This window comes from Streptomyces sp. NPDC028711, assembly GCF_055565415.1.
Genome location: NZ_JBVHUJ010000007.1, coordinates 415,604 through 431,745, shown reverse-complemented (window position 1 = coordinate 431,745; position 16,142 = coordinate 415,604). Strand labels below are relative to the sequence as shown.

Annotated in this window: 9 protein-coding genes; 3 read left to right on the top strand and 6 right to left on the bottom strand. The window is 73.7% G+C overall.

Features of this window, described 5'->3' with window-relative positions; translation table 11 throughout:
• Window positions 1-487: 487 nt before the first annotated feature.
• Window positions 488-1,054 carry a MarR family winged helix-turn-helix transcriptional regulator gene (locus tag ACZ4VK_RS23865; RefSeq protein ID WP_389685224.1) on the bottom strand — a complete coding sequence of 189 codons (567 nt, stop codon included), beginning with the start codon at window positions 1,052-1,054 and terminating at the stop codon, window positions 488-490.
• Window positions 1,055-1,209: 155 nt separating this feature from the next.
• On the opposite strand from ACZ4VK_RS23865, the gene ACZ4VK_RS23860 reads away from it, so the two are divergent.
• Window positions 1,210-2,478, top strand: a complete 1,269-nt coding sequence (locus ACZ4VK_RS23860) for an MFS transporter (protein WP_468355302.1) — start codon at window positions 1,210-1,212, stop codon at window positions 2,476-2,478.
• Between the two features lie 6 nt (window positions 2,479-2,484).
• Here the strand turns inward: ACZ4VK_RS23860 and ACZ4VK_RS23855 are convergent, their stop codons facing one another.
• A complete protein-coding gene (locus ACZ4VK_RS23855; RefSeq protein ID WP_468355299.1) occupies window positions 2,485-4,164 on the bottom strand; it encodes an ATP-binding SpoIIE family protein phosphatase in 1,680 nt (559 codons plus the stop codon).
• A 106-nt stretch (window positions 4,165-4,270) separates the two neighbouring features.
• A complete protein-coding gene (locus ACZ4VK_RS23850) occupies window positions 4,271-5,635 on the bottom strand; it encodes an NAD(P)/FAD-dependent oxidoreductase (RefSeq protein WP_468355296.1) in 1,365 nt (454 codons plus the stop codon).
• Window positions 5,636-5,988: 353 nt separating this feature from the next.
• On the opposite strand from ACZ4VK_RS23850, the gene ACZ4VK_RS23845 reads away from it, so the two are divergent.
• Both ACZ4VK_RS23845 and ACZ4VK_RS23840 read left to right on the top strand, forming a co-directional pair.
• Window positions 5,989-6,774: a TetR/AcrR family transcriptional regulator gene (locus ACZ4VK_RS23845; protein ID WP_468355294.1), complete on the top strand. Its 786-nt coding sequence runs from the start codon at window positions 5,989-5,991 to the stop codon at window positions 6,772-6,774.
• 262 nt (window positions 6,775-7,036) lie between these two features.
• Complete coding sequence (locus tag ACZ4VK_RS23840) at window positions 7,037-9,103, top strand: sigma-70 family RNA polymerase sigma factor (RefSeq protein ID WP_468355291.1); 2,067 nt, start codon at window positions 7,037-7,039, stop codon at window positions 9,101-9,103.
• Here ACZ4VK_RS23840 and ACZ4VK_RS23835 read toward each other — a convergent pair.
• The 3 genes from ACZ4VK_RS23835 to ACZ4VK_RS23825 form a co-directional block, all read right to left on the bottom strand.
• Window positions 9,090-12,617 carry an AfsR/SARP family transcriptional regulator gene (locus ACZ4VK_RS23835; RefSeq protein ID WP_468355288.1) on the bottom strand — a complete coding sequence of 1,176 codons (3,528 nt, stop codon included), beginning with the start codon at window positions 12,615-12,617 and terminating at the stop codon, window positions 9,090-9,092. The genes ACZ4VK_RS23840 and ACZ4VK_RS23835 overlap by 14 nt on opposite strands.
• 58 nt (window positions 12,618-12,675) lie before the next feature.
• Window positions 12,676-13,266, bottom strand: coding sequence for a Uma2 family endonuclease (locus ACZ4VK_RS23830; protein ID WP_468355285.1), 591 nt, complete (start codon window positions 13,264-13,266; stop codon window positions 12,676-12,678).
• Between the two features lie 121 nt (window positions 13,267-13,387).
• Complete coding sequence (locus ACZ4VK_RS23825; protein ID WP_468355350.1) at window positions 13,388-15,652, bottom strand: asparagine synthase-related protein; 2,265 nt, start codon at window positions 15,650-15,652, stop codon at window positions 13,388-13,390.
• Between the last annotated feature and the right edge of the window lie 490 nt (window positions 15,653-16,142).

The window sequence follows — 16,142 nt, the reverse complement described above, 5'->3', positions numbered from 1 at the left end:
CTGGCGTTGATTTTTGGCACGCTGTTGAGTTCTCAAGGAACGGACGCTTCCTTTGTACTCACCCTCTCGGGCTTTCCTCCGGGCTTCCCTTCGGTCTTGCGTTTCCGACTCTATCAGATCTTTCCGATCCGATTTCCTCGGTGCTTTCCGGTCCCGTTCGCTTTCGCTCCGGGCCCTTCCGGCGGTTCCGACTCTATCAGATCCTTTCGGCGTCTGATTCCCAGTCAGCGGGGTTTGTCTTAGCGGCTGTTGGGCCGTTCCGACGTCTCAAACTCTAGCGGATTTCCCCGGCGGCTCATAATCGGGCCATTCGAAATGAATTTCGGCATGCCGAAATTCGTCCCGGTGGGGAGATCGTGCGGAGTAGAGGTGCCGCTCTCAGCGGCGGAGTGGTTGTCGAAGAACCGTTCCGGCTCTGTGACAACTCGGAGAACACTACGCATCCGGCAGGGGCGTGTCAACCCCCGCCCGGTGGGACACGAAGGGGTCAGTCGAGGTCCGTCAGACGGCCGCCGGCGTCGGGCTGGGTGAGCTCCACGCGGCGCAGGAGACGGATGAGGATCTCGCCGAGGACACCCCTCTCCTCCCCTGTGAGGTCCTGGAGGAGTTCCTCCTCGAAGGCCGTGGCCATGCGCATGGCCTCCAGCCACTTCGACCGGCCCTCGTCGGTGAGCTCGACGATCACGCGGACCCGGTTGTTCTCGTCGCGGTCGCGGGTGACCAGGCCTTCGCCGGCCATGCGGTCGATGCGGTGGGTCATCGCGGCCGGGGTGAGTCCCAGCCGCTTGGCGAGCTCGCCGGGGCCCAGGCGGTACGGCTCGCCGGCGAGGACCAGGGTCTTGAGGACCTCCCACTCCGCGTTGCTGATGCCGAGGTCGGCGAGCTGGCGTCCGTACGCCACGTTCATACGGCGGTTCAGCCGGCCGAGGGCGGAGACGACCTTCTCGACCTGGGGGTCGAGGTCGCGGAACTCGCGCTGGTAGGCGGCGATCTGCTCGTCGAGGCTCGGCTCCTGGGGAGCTTCCGGGCCGGATCGCTCGGGGTTTTCGGACATGGGGGCGAGTATCCCATGGCTCTCGTTGGCGTTGAAGTCCTTCGGTGTGTACTGTTGAGACGTTAACTTTAGTGTTGAAGTCTTCAAGGTTCAGGCCTACACGTCTGAACCTGCGACCGAAGTGGGTGAGTGTGACCAAGGCGAGGGGCGCAGCGATGCGCCGTATTCAGGCAGGCAGCGCGCTGAGCGCGTTCGGACTCGGCTTCACCGTTCCGTACCTCTATGTGTACGTGGCTCAGGTGCGGGATCTGGGCGCGGCCACGGCGGGCATCGTCCTGGCCGTCTTCGCCATGGCCGCGCTCGTGGTGCTGCCGTTCAGCGGACGGACGATCGACCGGCGCGGGCCCGTGCCCGTGCTGCTCGTGGCTTCGGTGGTCGCGGCCTTCGGTGCCGTGGGCATGGGCTTCGCCTCCAGCGTCCCTGCCGCCGTGGGGGCCGCGGCGCTGCTCGGTGCCGGTACGGCCGTGCTCCAGCCGGCGCTCGCCACGATGATCGTCTGGTGCTCGACGCCCGTCGGTCGCACCCGGGCCTTCGCGATGCAGTTCTTCCTGCAGAACCTCGGTCTCGGCGTCGGCGGTCTGATCGGCGGTCTCCTCGTCGACACGAGCCGTCCGGGCAGCTTCATCCTGCTGTTCTCGATCGAGGCGGCGATGTTCCTCGTGCTCGGGGCGGTCGTCGGGACGGTCCGGATGCCGGGCTCCCCGGCTCTCCGGGACACCCGTCCCGCCGAGGGCGGCAAGGGCGGCGGTCTCCGTGCGCTGCTCGGGCACAAGGCGATGGTGCAGCTGTGTGTCCTCGGCTTCGTCCTCTTCTTCGCCTGCTACGGGCAGTTCGAGTCGGGGCTCGCCGCGTACGGCACCGAGGCCGCCGGCATCCAGCCCTCGGCGCTCGGCATGGCGCTCGCCGCCAACACCGCGGTGATCGTCGCCGCCCAGTTCCTGGTGCTGAAGTTCGTCGAGCGCCGCAAGCGGAGCCGGGTGATCGCGGCCGTGGGTCTGATCTGGACCGTGGCCTGGCTCATCGCCGGGTACGCGGGTCTCGGGCACGGCAGCCAGGCCATGGCGACGGCGGCCTTCGTCTCCACGTACGCCCTCTTCGGGCTCGGTGAGGCGATGCTGTCGCCGACCGTGGCACCCCTGGTGGCCGATCTGGCGCCGGAGTCGATGGTCGGGCAGTACAACTCGGCCTTCGCGCTGGTCAAGCAGCTGGCGCTGGCCGTGGGGCCGGCCGTGGGCGGGCCCATGGGGGCCGCGCTGCACGGGCCGTACATCGTGACCTTCGTGCTCTTCTCGCTCGGCATCACCTTCCTCGCCGTGCGGCTCGGCCGACAGCTGACCCCCGAGCAGAACCAGCCGTCGCTCGCCGTGAAGCCGTCCCGGGTCGTGGCGCAGCACGTGCCCGAGAAGGAGACGGCCGCCGCCTAGCAGGGCTCAGGACACCCTCTGGTCCGGCAGGGCGAACTCGCACCAGACCGCTTTGCCGCCGCCCGGCGTGCGGCGGCTCCCCCAGGACGAGGCGATCGTCGCGATGATCGAGATACCGCGACCCGCCTCGTCCTCCGTTTCCGCCCTGCGGCGGCGCGGCAGGTGGTCGTCGCCGTCCGTCACCTCGATGATCAGGCGGCGGTCGGTACGGCGCAGACGCAGCCGCATCGGCGGGGTGCCGTGCTGGAGGGAGTTCGCGACGAGCTCGCTGGTGGCGAGGACGCCCAGGTCGCGCAGCTCGACCGGAAAGCGCCAGGACGACAGGACCCCGGAGGCGAAGGCACGCGCGCGGGGGGCGGCCTCCACCCCGCCGAGGAGTTCCAGGGCCGCGTTGTGGAAGAGCTCCGCGTCCGCTCCCTCGCGGGAGGGGTGCTGGACGACGAGGACGGCCACGTCGTCGTCGTGCTCCGCCGTGACGCCCAGGGAACGGAGCAGCCGGTCGCAGACCACCTGCGGGGTGCCATTGGCGCCGGAGAGCGCGCGGGCCAGGGCGGCGACGCCCTCGTCGATGTCCTCCCGGCGGCGCTCGACCAGGCCGTCGGTGTAGAGGACGGCGGTGGAGCCGGGCGGCAGGGCGATGGAACCGGAGGCGTGCAGCCAGCCGCCGGTGCCGAGCGGCGGTCCCGTCGGGTCCTCGGCGCACCGGACCGTGCCGTCCTCGTCGCGGACGAGGATCGGGAGGTGACCGGCGGAGGCGTAGACCAGCTTGCCCTCGTTGGGGTCGTGGATCGCGTACACACAGGTGGCGATCTGGCTGGCGTCGATCTCGGCGGCGAGGCCGTCGAGGAGCTGGAGGACCTCGTGCGGGGGCAGGTCCAGGCGCGCGTAGGCCCGGACGGCGGTGCGGAGCTGGCCCATGACGGCGGCGGCGCGCACCCCTCGGCCCATGACGTCGCCGATGACGAGCGCGGTGCGGCCCGCACCGAGGGTGATCACGTCGTACCAGTCGCCGCCGACGGCCGCGTCGGTGCCGCCGGGCTGGTAGGTGGCGGCGATCCGCAGGTCGTCGGGCTGCTCGAGGTCTTGCGGGAGCAGCGAGCGCTGGAGGGTGACGGCGGTCTCGCGGTGGCGGCGCTCGCTGGCCCGCAGCCGCTCGGCGGCCTCGGCGTGATCCGTGACGTCCGCCGCGTGGACGAGGACTCCGCCGCCGTCGAGGCGCGGGCTGTCCACGGGCAGGCACGTGACCGTGTACGAACCGCCGTCCTGGGTGCGGCGCGACTTGACCGTGCGGGGCTTGCCGCTGCGCAGCACCTGGTCAAGGAGGGGCAGCAGGCCGAGCTCCTCGGCCTCCGGGCAGGTGGCGGCGACGGTGGCGCCCGCGGGGCGCGGCCCGAAGGCGGCGGCATAGGCGTCGTTGACGTACGCGATGCGGTGCTCCGGGCCGTACACGAGGGCGACCAGGCCGGGGAGACGGCCGAGCAGCTCCCGTACGGAGAAGTCCTCCAGGGCGGGCACGTCGGCCTTCTCTACGGGCTCGTCGGTGACGTCGGCCTCGTCGGCCTCGCTGCCGGGTCGCCCCTGCTGCCGCGCGTACTCACCGCGGGCGGCGGGCACGGAGCCTTCGGTCCCCCGCGCCGCGCGGCGCTGTGTGCCGGGGAGCCGGGCGCTCCAACGGGTGAAGTTCACGGATCTGTATGCCTCGTGGTGTCGGTGCCGTGCAGAGTCACGCTGTGCAGGTGTGAGCCCACCTATGGTCACACGTCCAGTGTGGACGAGTGCACTGACAGTGATGTCAGGACGACGGCTTGTCGCCGGGGTCCGGTGGCGGTGCGGCGGCGAGTTCGAATTCGGCGCGGGGATGTTCAAGGGATCCGAGCGAGACGATCTCCCGTTTGAACAGGCCTGACAGGGTCCATTCGGCGAGCACCCTGGCCTTGCGGTTGAAGGTGGGCACCCGGCTCAGGTGGTAGGCGCGGTGCATGAACCAGGCGGGATATCCCTTGAGCTTCCGTCCGTAGACGTGGGCCACGCCCTTGTGGAGGCCCAGGGACGCGACGGAACCGGCGTACGCGTGCGCGTACTCCTTGAGCGGCTGCCCGCGCAGCGAGGCCGCGATGTTCTCGGCGAGGACCTTGGCCTGGCGGACGGCGTGCTGCGCGTTGGGCGCGCACTCCCTGCCGGGTTCCTTCGCGGTCACGTCCGGGACGGCGGCCGCGTCACCGGCTGCCCAGGCGTGGGCGACGCCCTCCACGGCGAGCTGGGCCGTGCAGCGGAGCCGGCCGCGTTCGTTCCGCGGCAGATCCGTCTCGGCGAGGACGGGCGCGGGCTTGACGCCCGCGGTCCAGACGACGGTGCGGGTGGGCAGCCGGGTTCCGTCGCTCAGGACGGCGACCCGGTCCTCACAGGATTCGAGTCGGGTCTCCAGGCGTACGTCGATGTTCCGGCCCCGCAGCTCGCGGATGGCGTACCGGCCCATCTCCTCGCCCACCTCGGGCAGGATCCGGTCCGAGGCCTCGACGAGGACCCATCTCAGGTCCCCCGGCTTGACGTTGTGGTAGTACCGCGCCGTGTAGCGGGCCATGTCCTCCAGCTCGGCGAGCGCCTCCACGCCCGCGTACCCACCGCCGACGAAGACGAAGGTCAGGGCCGCGTCGCGGAGCGCGGGATCGCGGGTCGACGAGGCGATGTCCATCTGCTCGATGACGTGGTTGCGCAGCCCGATGGCCTCCTCGACGGTCTTGAAGCCGATGCCGTGGTCGGGCAGGCCGGGGACCGGAAGAGTGCGGGAGACCGAGCCGGGCGCGATGACCAGCTCGTCGTAGGTGAGGTCGACGGTGCCGGTGCCCTCCTCGGCGGTGGCGAGGGTCGAGAGGGACGCGGTCCGCTTGGCGTGGTCGACGGATCTGACCTCGCCGATGACGATCCGGCAGCGGTCGAGGACCCGGCGGAGCGGCACGACGACATGGCGCGGGGAGATCGAGCCGGCGGCGGCCTCGGGCAGGAACGGCTGGTACGTCATGTACGGGTCGGGGGTGACCACCACGATCTCGACGGCACCGGCTCTCAGCTCGGCCCTGAGCTGCCGCTGGAGGCGCAGCGCGGTGTACATGCCGACGTAGCCACCGCCGACGACGAGAATGCGCGCAGGTTCGGTCACTGTCCCATGACGCACTCCCGTCCGTGGTTTGTCCACAGGCCCGGCAAATTGTGTGACCGGAGGGGTACGGAGGCGCGGGGTGGCGCGCGAGGGGCGCCCCGGGGAAACGGCGCAGGTCAGAGCGGACGGGCCCGCTCCGGGGGTGGGTCGGAATCGGGAGTGTTCCGGTCCTTGCTCCGATCGGGGGGCGCACCGTACGGAACTCCCCCTTCTGAATTGACCCGGACTCAACTATGTTCGTACTTCGTCGGGGTGTCGGAGGAGAGCGCGTGGACCGAAGCGCTCACCGGCCGGAAGCCCCGTGTCAGGGCGGGGAGTCTCCGGGGGGAGACATCATGAGCGGGGGAACGCTTATGCAGATTCAGGATTCACGATGGCAGACGGGCGTCGGCACGGTGACCGTCGACGACGGCCTCCACGCGGGCGTCGGCTCCGAGCGCAACGGCGCACCGGTGGCCGGCGGCAGGTCCGCGCCGCTGCGGGTGGACGCCCAGCGCAATCTGGAGCACGTCCTGCGCGCCGCGCGCGAGGTGTTCGGCGAGCTCGGCTACGGCGCTCCGATGGAGGACGTGGCTCGCCGCGCCCGTGTCGGAGTCGGCACCGTCTACCGGCGGTTCCCGAGCAAGGACGTCCTGGTGCGGCGCATAGCCGAGGAGGAGACCTCCCGGCTGACCGAGCAGGCGCGGGCCGCGCTGGGCCAGGAGGAGGAGCCGTGGTCGGCGCTCTCCCGGTTCCTGCGGACCTCGGTCGCCTCGGGCGCGGGCCGTCTCCTTCCGCCGCAGGTGCTGCGGGTGGGTGTCGACGACGCCGTGGTGCCGCCTCCCGGTGACGGCGCGGACGACGCGGCACGGGTGCCGTACCAGCGGGGTCTCGACGGGCAGGCCGACGCGCGCGTGGTCGCGCCGCGGGCCGTACCGGCCGAGGAGCGGGACGACGCGGGCGCCGCGGAGCTGCTCGAAGTGGTCGGCCGGCTGGTCGACCGGGCGCGTGAGGCGGGTGAGCTGCGGGCGGACGTGACCGTGGCGGACGTCCTCCTCGTCATCGCCACCGCCGCCCCGGCCCTGCCGGACGCGGCGCAGCAGGCGGCGGCCTCGACGCGACTACTCGACATCCTGATCGAGGGGCTGCGCTCCCGGTAGGCGAGACGCACCGCGTCCGCACGGCGTCCGGCAGACGGCGTGCGGCGGGGCAGGCGCATCGCGTCCGCACACCGTGCGGTGGATGACTCTTTCGTGGTCCGGGCGGACCGACGAGCATGACACGAACGTGTGAGCGGTTACGCCCGGATACACGAAGTCGCCCCGGACGAGTGGTAAGTGGACGCGCCGCTTCGACGTGCCCGCGCTCTGTGGCAGGCTGAGCCGGTGTTCGGGTCTGAGCGTGCGTACGGGGGCTTCCGCGATGAGCGGTGACGGTCGGGACGATCCACTGGGCAGCGGCGGGACGGCGGAGGCGGGAGGCCTTCCCTCCGGGCAGGTGCCGAGTCAGGGCGGGCCGGGAGCCCTCGCTGGTCCGCCGGAGACGGCGGCCGCCGAGCTGCTCGACGCGAGCGTGCCCCCGCAGCGCGAGGGCAAGGCCTCCGGTTGGGGTCCGGGACCCGGATCCGGAAGCGTCGCGGGAGCGGCCTACGCCCCCGCCTCCGAGGGATTCGCCGGGCCCGGGGACCTCACCGGAGCCGATCACCACGCCGGTCACCACGAGCACGACACCGTCCTCCCGCCGCCCGTCGAACTGCCGCCCTCCGACTCCGAGCTCGTCCAGCTCATGCGGGAGGGCGACGACTCCGCGTACGAGGAGCTGTTCCGCCGCCACTCCGACGCCGTCCGCCGGTACGCCAGGACCTGCTGCCGGGACGCCCACACCGCCGACGACCTCACCGCCGAGGTCTTCGCCCGTACCCTCCAGGCGGTCAGGGGCGGGGCCGGGCCCGAGCAGGCCGTACGCGCCTACCTCATGACGACCGTCCGCCGGGTCGCCGCGAACTGGGCCAGGACCCAGAAGCGGGAGCACCTCGTCGAGGACTTCGCCGTGTTCGCCGCGGACGCCGCTCGCTCCTCCGAGGTCTCCGACCAGGACACCATGGACCTCGGCGCGGACGTGCGGGCCATGCACGAGGCCGAGCAGTCCCTCGCCATGCAGGCCTTCCGCTCACTGCCCGAGCGCTGGCAGGCCGTCCTCTGGCACACCACCGTCGAGGAGGAGTCCCCGAGCGAGGTCGCACCGCTCTTCGGACTCACCGCCAACGCCACGGCCGTGCTCGCGAGCCGCGCCCGCGAGGGCCTCAAGCAGGCCTACCTCCAGGCCCATGTCAGCCAGTCCCTCACTGCCGGCGGCGACTGCGCCCGGTACGCGGACCGGCTCGGCGCCTACGCGCGCGGCGGCCTGCGCATGCGCGCCGAACGCGGACTGCGCAAGCACCTGGACGAGTGCGCCAAGTGCCGGCTCGCCGCCGGAGAGCTGGCACACGTCAACGCCGGGATCCCCGCGCTGCTGCCGGTCGCCGTCATCGGCTGGTTCGCCGCCGGATACTCGCTCAAGGCGGCGGGTGTCGTCGCCGGTGGCACCGTCGGCGCGGCCGGTGCCGGCGCCGCGGCCGCCGCCTCCGGGTCCTCCGGGGGCGCGGCCTCCGGCGGTGCGGTGGCCGAGGGGCTCGGCGTGCCCGCGAAGGCCGGTATCGCGGCGGTCGTGGCCGCCGCCGCGGCCGCCGGGCTCGTCTGGGCCATGGCCGGGGACCCACAGCCCGTGGCGGCGCCCAAGCCGACCCAGCCGGTCGTCACCCCGATCGCACCGGCGGAGCCCGCGCCCCCGCCGAAGCCCAGCCCGAAGCCCGTACCGCCGCCCCCGCCCGTGACCTCCGAGCCGCCGGCGCCCACCCCGACGCCCAGCCCCACCAAGCCCTCGCCCACCCCGAGCCCCGCGAAGCCGACGCCTCCGCCTCCGCCGAAGCCGAGCCCGAAGCCGACGCCGACCCCCACCCCGACGCCGACGCCGAGCCCCGCGAAGCCCTCGCCGAAGCCGAGCCCGCCGCCCGCTGTCTACCAGGTCGACGAACTGCAGTACGGGATCTTCGGCGACAGCACCGAGCCGGAGGTCTCGCTCTCCGACAGCAGCTGGATGTGGCCGCGCGACGACCTCTCCATCAACGGCACCCCGTACGCGCACGGGGTGAGCGTCCACGCGCCGTCGTCGCTGCTCATCGACCTCAACCGGCAGTGCACGCGTTACGACGCGGTCGTCGGCGTCGACGACCTGAGCGTCCCGCTCGGCGTCGGCGGCGTCCGCTTCTCCGTGTACGGGGACGAGGAACGGCTCTGGCGGTCCGACGTGGTCCGACCGGGCGACGCGCCGGTCCCCGTGCACGTCGACATCACCGGCCGCGACACGATCCGGCTCGTGGTGGAGGAGCACACGCCGTTCGGCAGCGCGGCGGTCGCGGACTGGGCGGAGTCCCGGATCAGCTGCTCCTGAGGGTCGTGGCCCTGCCCCTCTTCTTGTCCCCGTCCCTGGGCACGGTGACCGTCTCCGCCAGGGCCAGTACCTCGTCGATGCCGAGTCCCGTCCCCGCCGCGCGGGCCGCGGCGAGGCCCGACGGGCCGAGGGCGGTCAGCGCCCTCGCCGTCACGGCCTCGGTCTCCCGCACCCCCGGGACCGAGCGGGGCGTGCCGTCGCGCCAGCCGTCGACGGCCGCGAGAACCCTCACCGCGAGGGCCGGTTCGCCCGCCTCGGACAGGGTGAAGGCGAGCCCCTCCGCGAGGCCCGTGGTGACGAAGTCCGCGCACTGCGCGTCCCGCGCCGCCCGCAGCGCCCCCGCGGCCGTCGTGACGGCGGCGGCGCCCTCACCCTCGTACGCCTGGACGCGGGCGGCGAGACCGGTCACCACCGCCTCGAAGTGCGGCGGAGGCGCGCCGAGCGCCACCGTCCTGCCCGCCTCCTCCACCTGGGCGCGGGCCGCCGCGACGTCCCCGCGGTAGAGGGCGAGCGAGGCGCGCAGGAAACAGACGAACGTCTCCGTGTCCCGCACGTGGTAGCGCTCGGCCTCCCGTGCGGCCCCGTCGAGGCCCCGTTCCGCGGTGTCCATGTCCCCCGCCCGGTAGGAGAGTTCGGCGAGGCGGGCGAGGAGGAACGGGATCTCGGCGTGCGCGCCGACCTCACGCGCGAGGCCGAGCGCCTCCCCGTACGCCTCGGCGGCCTCCTCGTGGCGGCCGCGCATCATATGGGCCTCCCCCGCCGCACTCGCGATCTGCGCGGTCATCCAGCGGTCGCCCACCCGCCGGGAGAGCGCCCGGAGTTCGGCCAGGTCCTCGTCGATCTCGGGCATGCCGCCCGGCATGTCGACGACCATGTGCGTACGGAACATGAGGCTGACGCCGATCTCCCAGTCACCCCCGTGACGGCGGCAGTTGGCGACGGCGACGTCGAGGAGACGCCGGACCACCACCGGTTCCTCGGTGAGGTACGCGGTGAACGGCCACAGCAGTCCGGGGAAGCGGGCCCCCTCCGGGCCGGGCGGCTCTCCGAACGCGGCCCGCACGCGCCGGACGAGCGCGGCCTTCTCCGGTTTCTGGAACTCCCCCATCGTGCTGCTCTCGACCGCCAGGAAGAACTGCAGCATGCGCAGGTGCATGCGCGGCCAGTGGCGGGGGTCAGCGGGGTCCTCCGGGTCGTCGCCCAGCGCGACCGCCCGCTCCACCCAGGCCAGACCCTCCGGGCGGTAGTTGCGCAGCCACCAGAACCAGCCCATGGCGAAGACGAGACGGTGGGCGGCCTGCTCGTCGGGGGACGTGACGAGAGTGCGGTGCAGGGCGGCACGGATGTTGTCGAGGTCGCGCTCGATCCGTTCGATCCACGGAAGCTGCTCGCCCGAGCGGAGTTTGGGCTCGGCGGTCTCGGCGAGGGCCGTGAAGTGGGCGGTGTGGGTGGCCTCGGCCGCGGCGAGCAGCGCCGGTGTCTCGGCGGCCCGCTCGGCCGCGTACTCGTGGATGGTCTCCAGGAGCCGGTAGCGCATCTCGCCGCCCCCGGTGGGGGTGGCGACGACCAGGGACTTGTCGACCAGGGCGCCCAGGGAGTCGGCCGCGCGCGGCGAGAGGGCCTCCGCGGCGGCGAGGTCCCAGCCGCCGGCGAAGACCGAGACCTGGCGGAGCAGGGCACGTTCGTCGGGGTCGAGCAGGTCCCAGGACCAGTCGACGACCGCGCGCAGGGTCTGCTGGCGGGGCAGGACCGTGCGGGAACCGGAGGTGAGGAGGCGAAACCGGTCGTCGAGCCGCTCGGCGATCTGGCGCGGGGTGAGCAGACGCAGCCGGGCCGCTGCCAGCTCGATGGCGAGCGGCAGGCCGTCGAGGCGGCGGCAGATCTCGTCGACGGCCTCGCCGCCGTCCCTGGCGAGGTCGAAGGACGGACGTACGGCGCGAGCGCGCTCGGCGAAGAGCCGGTGCGCCGGATCGGGCGGGAGGGGCTCCACGGGGCGGACCGACTCGCCGGGGACGCCGAGGGGTTCGCGGCTGGTGGCGAGGACGCGGAGCTGCGGGCAGTGGGTGAGGAGGGTCTCGGCGAGGGCTGCGGCCGCGTCGATCACGTGCTCGCAGTTGTCGAGGACGAGGAGGAGGGGGCGGTCGGCCAGGTGCTCGACGAGATGGGCGGTGGGGTCGTCCTGGAGGGACACGCCGTCGCGGGTGATCAGGTTGATCTCGCGGAGCCGGAGCGCGGAGAGCACGGCACCGGGGAGCGCCTCGGGGTCGTCGAGCGGCGCCAGTTCGGCGATCCAGGCGGCCGGTCCGACCGCCCGGAGCGCGGCCTCCTCGGCTAGCCGCGTCTTGCCGGAACCGCCGGGTCCGGTGAGCGTGACAAGCCGGGAACGGGCCAGGTCGGCGCGGAGGGCGGCGAGCTCGGGCTCACGGCCGACGAAGGAGGTGAGACGGGGGCGGATGTTGCCGGTCTCGGGGGTGGGGGTGGGGGTGGGAGTGGGAGTGGGGCCGGTGGGCTCGGTCGGTGGGGTGAGTGCGGCTCGTGGGGTCTGTGTGGCCGGTGCGGCCTGTGGGATGGCCGCGGTCGGTGGGGTGGCCGCGGTCAGTGCGCTGGGTGCGGTGGGTGCGGTGGGTGCGCTGGGTGCGATCAGGTCGGGCCGGGCGATCGGCTCGGGCGGTTCCGTCGGCCCTCGTCGCACGCCGGTTCGGTGGCCCATGGAGGCCCCTGCGCTGCCCCCGGTGGCTTCCTCGGGCGGGTCGGCGGCGACCCGTACCGCGCCGGAGTGGGGACTCCGTACGGGATCCGCGCCCGCGAGGAGCTCCCGGTGGAGGGCGGTGAGTTCGGGGCCCGGGTCGGCGCCCAGGGCGTCCGCGAGGGTGCGGCGGGCCGACTCGTAGGCCGCGAGGGCGTCGGCGTGGCGGCCCTCGGCGCGCAGGGCGCGGATGAGGTGGGCGCGGAAGGCCTCGTCGTACGGGTACGTGGTGGTGAGCTCGGTCAGCTCCGGTACGAGTCCGTCGGTGGCGCCCCGGCGGAGGTCGGCCTCGACGCGCTGCCGGAGGGCCGCGAGCCGCTGCGCCTCGGGGCGGACGCCCGCCGGGTCGGGCAGGTCGGCGAGGGCGGGGCCCCGGAAGAGGCCGAGGGCCTCCCTGAGGAGGGCGGCGGCGGTGTCGGGGTCGCCGGCGTCGAGGCGGGTGCCCGCGTCCCTGACCCGGCGCTCGAAGACGTACAGGTCGATGTCCTCGGGGGCGGCGACGAGACGGTAGCCGGGGCCGGGGGTGGAGGCGACGGCCTCCCTGCCGAGGATCCGGCGGAGGCGGCCGACCAGGGCCTGGAGGGCGGCGGGGGCGTCCTGCGGCGGGTCGTCCCCGTAGACGTCGTCGGCGAGCTCGGTGGCGGAGGCCGACCGTCCACCGCGCAGCGCGAGCGCGGCGAGGAGCGCGCGGAGCCGGGCGCCGCCGAGGGGGAGGGGGGTGCCGCGGGGGTCGAGGGCCTCGGTGGTGCCGAGGATGAGATACCGCACCGGCTCATTGTGGCGGGTGGGCCTTGCGTACGCCTCGGGGTTTACCCGGGGGCGACCCTCAGAACGCGGCCGTGTCCAGGGTGAAGCCGAGGGGGGCGGGGAGCGGGACGAGTTTCCCCAGCTTGTGGACGGACTTGTGGGCGTAGTCGTCGCCGGACGGATCGGAGCAGACGACGGCCTCGTCGGCGTCCCGGTCGATCAGCAGGTAGAGCGGGATGCCGGCGCGCGCGTATGCCCGGATCTTCTGGACGCGGTCGCGACTCGCGGTGGAGGAGGAGGTCACCTCGGCGACGAGAAGGACCGGGTCGGGGGCGTGCCACTCCTGCTGGTCGTCGAAGCTGCCCTTGGGGGCGATGACGAGGTCGGGAATGACGCGCACGCTGTCGGTGGTGCCGGGGAGGCTGAGGCCGATGCCCGTATAGCGCCCCACCCTCTTGTCATGGTCACGAACCTGACCATTCAGCTCCGAGACGATCTCCTCGTGCTCGCCATTGGCCGGAGGTACCACGTAAATCTCCCCTTCGATCAGCTCCACGCGCCAGCCCTTGGGGGCGATGGCGCTGAACAGCTCGAAGGTCTCCTGCACACTCGCACCCTCACGGTCGGGCAGCTCCTCGGAGAACACGTTCTCCGGAACCGGCATCGCCATGCTGGACCTCCTTCGCTCGGTGCGACGCTCTCAGCTTAGGACGGGGCCCAGCGCGGGGCCGGGAACCCGTTCACTCGAACGAGCGTGCTGGGACGTTTCTCCCGAAGGCCGCCGCCCGACCTCACGCAGGCAGCGACCTCGACGCCGGGATCAGGGGGCCCTGGACCGCCCGGTGGGCGCGGGGCTCCGTCGTGTTCGTCCAGCAGGAGCCGCGGCGGGCCAGGAGGCGGCGGAGCCAGAGTTCGGTGGAGACCAGGTCGGCGAGGCCGTCCAGTGGGACGGGTTCGCCGTCGGCCGCCGCGCGGAGGGCCTCGCGGACGACACGGGCCTCGATCAGGCCCGCGTCGGCGAGCAGCGGGGCGTCGAAGAGGGCGAGCAGCTGGGGCAGCGCGGCGCGCAGCCCCGCGCGCGTGGCGGCGGCCGGGACCGCCGGGTGGGAGGCGCCCCAGCCGGGCGGGAGGTCGTGGATGCCGGCACCGGAGAGGACCGTACGGAGGACTCCCGCGCGCGCGTCCGGCTGGACCCGCAGCGATTCGGGGAGCGCCCGGCAGGCCCGTACCACCTGGTTGTCGAGGAAGGGGGCGTGCAGCCGCTGGCCGCGGATCTCGGCGGCCTGTTCCAGGACCCGGTGGTCGGCCGCCGCGCGCGCGAGGGCGGCACGCGCGCGTGCCTCGCCCGGGCGCTGGACGGAGGCCGGCAGGGTCGCGGCCCGGTTCAGGCGAACCGATACTTCAGCCAGTGCCTCCCCCGTCAGCCAGCGCGCCGCCGGCCCCGGCCGCGACCAGGTGAGCGCGGAGAGGGACGCCTCGAGGGGGCCGAAGCCGTCCGGTGCCGTGCGGTTGGCCTCGAGGACCCGCTTGGCCGCCGATTCCAGGCCCGTCCGGTACGGGGTACGCGCCAGCTTCCGCGCCGCCCGGTACACCGTCAGGGGCACGAGCAGCGAACCCGCCGAAGGCCCCGAGGCCTTGGCGAGTGCCGTCACGGGCCGCACGAGCGAGCGCCGCCTGCGGTCCATCAGGAGGTCCGCGAGGCGCGCCGGGTGCGCGTCAAGGACCTGCTTGGCGCCCATGCCGGTGAAGTGGTCGGCGCTGCCGCCCGCGAGCCGCCGCCGGTGCCGCTCGGCCGCGACGAGCGAGGGCCCCGGCTCGTCGGTGAGCGGCCCGTCCAGAGCGGCGTACGGGAGCGCCTCCTCGCCCGCCGCGACGACCACGTGGTGCAGGCGGGGGTCGGCCGCGATCTCCCCGGCCCGCTTCAGCTCGTCCTCACGGCCCGAACCGGTCCGCGTCGCCAGGTCGTTGAAGGTGACGGCGAGCAGCCGCTCCCCCGCGCCCGTGCCGTGCCCGGTGATCGTGCCCGGCACCCCCGGGAGCCCCGCCGCGAGCAGCGCGAGCGTGCCGGAGGCGCTGCCTCCGGACAGATCGGCGCCGATTCCCGGCGCCGGGCCCCCGCCGCGGGCGGCCCGCCGGTCGGCGGGGCCCATGCCGGGGACGGGGCCGGGGTCGGGAAGCGGGGCCTCGGGCGCGTGCCGGGGGGCGGTGAGCCGGGCGCGGACCGCCTCGACCAGGGCGTCCCGTACCCCTTCGACGGCCTGCCGGGGGTCGGTCTGGGCGGCCGCGACGGCGAGCGAGGCGACCTGCTCGTACCCGGTGATCTCGCGCGAGCCCTCCCGCAGGATCAGCGCGTGGCCGGGCGGGACCCGCCGGACCCCTTCGTACGGGGTGGAGTCGCGCAGCGCTTCCGGGGTCTCGGGGCAGGCGAGCAGGGCGGCGAGGTGGCCGATGTCGAGCTGGGCCTCGACGAGGTCGGCGAGCGGCAGGGCGGCGGTGGCGTAGGCGGTGCCGCCCGCCCACGGGGTGTGGAACACCGGCCGGGCGCCCGCGAGATCGCCCGTGACGGTGACACGGCGGCCGGCCTTGACGACCGCCGTGTAGCTGCCGGGCCAGGCCGTGAGGTGCCGCAACGCGCCCCCGCGCGCGGTGAGCAGGCCGATCCGCAGCTCCTCGTCGCTCGCGGCGCAACAGCCGAGCACGGCGAGGCGGGTGTGGTCGTCGACGGCCACCACCCGCACCTCGTCGGGGCGCCAGTCGCCGACGGCCCACAGGGGGTCGGGGTCGCCCCAGAGGAGCTGTGCGCCCACGGGTTGCACCGTGCGCCCCTCGGTGGCGGAGGACTGGCCGGCAGCGGCGGAGCGGGAGGAACCGTGAGAGCGGTAGGAGCCGTGTGTGTCGTACCCGCCGCCGTACGAACCGTGGGGGCCGCGCGTGTCGTGCCCGCCGCCGGACGGCGCCGGGACCGTCCCGTACGAGCCGCTCGCCGATCCCGCCCGCGCCCCGGCCGTCGTTGCGAAGCTCGCGGCGACACTGCTCCAGCCCACCAGCCATCGCATCGGCGCCTCCACGTCCGTTTCGGTGGAAGACATGCTGCCACGACAACGGCGCACGGGGCGGAGTCCGGGTGCACGCGCGCGAAAGCCGAATGCGCCCCTGGCATGGGCCAGTTGACCACCGGCGTCATTCGGCCAAATATCGCCCCTGCCCTGCGGGCGTGGGAGGCGTCCGGGTGGCGGCCCCCGCGCACCGCTTCCCACCGGTCACCGGCAGGCCGGGAGGCGCTCCCGCCCCCCGGCGCCGCCCGCCGCCCGCGGGGAATGGGGCGGCGGTATCCCCCAGCCCACCGGGTCCGGGACATCCGTCCCGGCCGAGCGGGCCGACCCACGCGCTCCTCATGGAAGCGCTCCCCCGGCGGCCCCGAGAGAGCGCACGGCCGGGCGCACGGCCACACGGCGGGAGCACGATCCTGGCCACGGGAACCGCACGTCGGCTGTTCACACAACAATCTCGCCATACGGAACACCGCCCCTTAACGGTAGGGATGCG

What these genes read in the sequence shown, in the direction of transcription:
- ACZ4VK_RS23865 (WP_389685224.1), bottom strand. Translation starts at nt 1,054, where the DNA reads ATGTCCGAAAACCCCGAGCGATCCGGCCCGGAAGCTCCCCAGGAGCCG.
- ACZ4VK_RS23860 (WP_468355302.1), top strand. Translation starts at nt 1,210, where the DNA reads ATGCGCCGTATTCAGGCAGGCAGCGCGCTGAGCGCGTTCGGACTCGGC.
- ACZ4VK_RS23845 (WP_468355294.1), top strand. Translation starts at nt 5,989, where the DNA reads ATGCAGATTCAGGATTCACGATGGCAGACGGGCGTCGGCACGGTGACC.
- ACZ4VK_RS23840 (WP_468355291.1), top strand. Translation starts at nt 7,037, where the DNA reads ATGAGCGGTGACGGTCGGGACGATCCACTGGGCAGCGGCGGGACGGCG.
- ACZ4VK_RS23830 (WP_468355285.1), bottom strand. Translation starts at nt 13,266, where the DNA reads ATGGCGATGCCGGTTCCGGAGAACGTGTTCTCCGAGGAGCTGCCCGAC.
- ACZ4VK_RS23825 (WP_468355350.1), bottom strand. Translation starts at nt 15,652, where the DNA reads ATGCGATGGCTGGTGGGCTGGAGCAGTGTCGCCGCGAGCTTCGCAACG.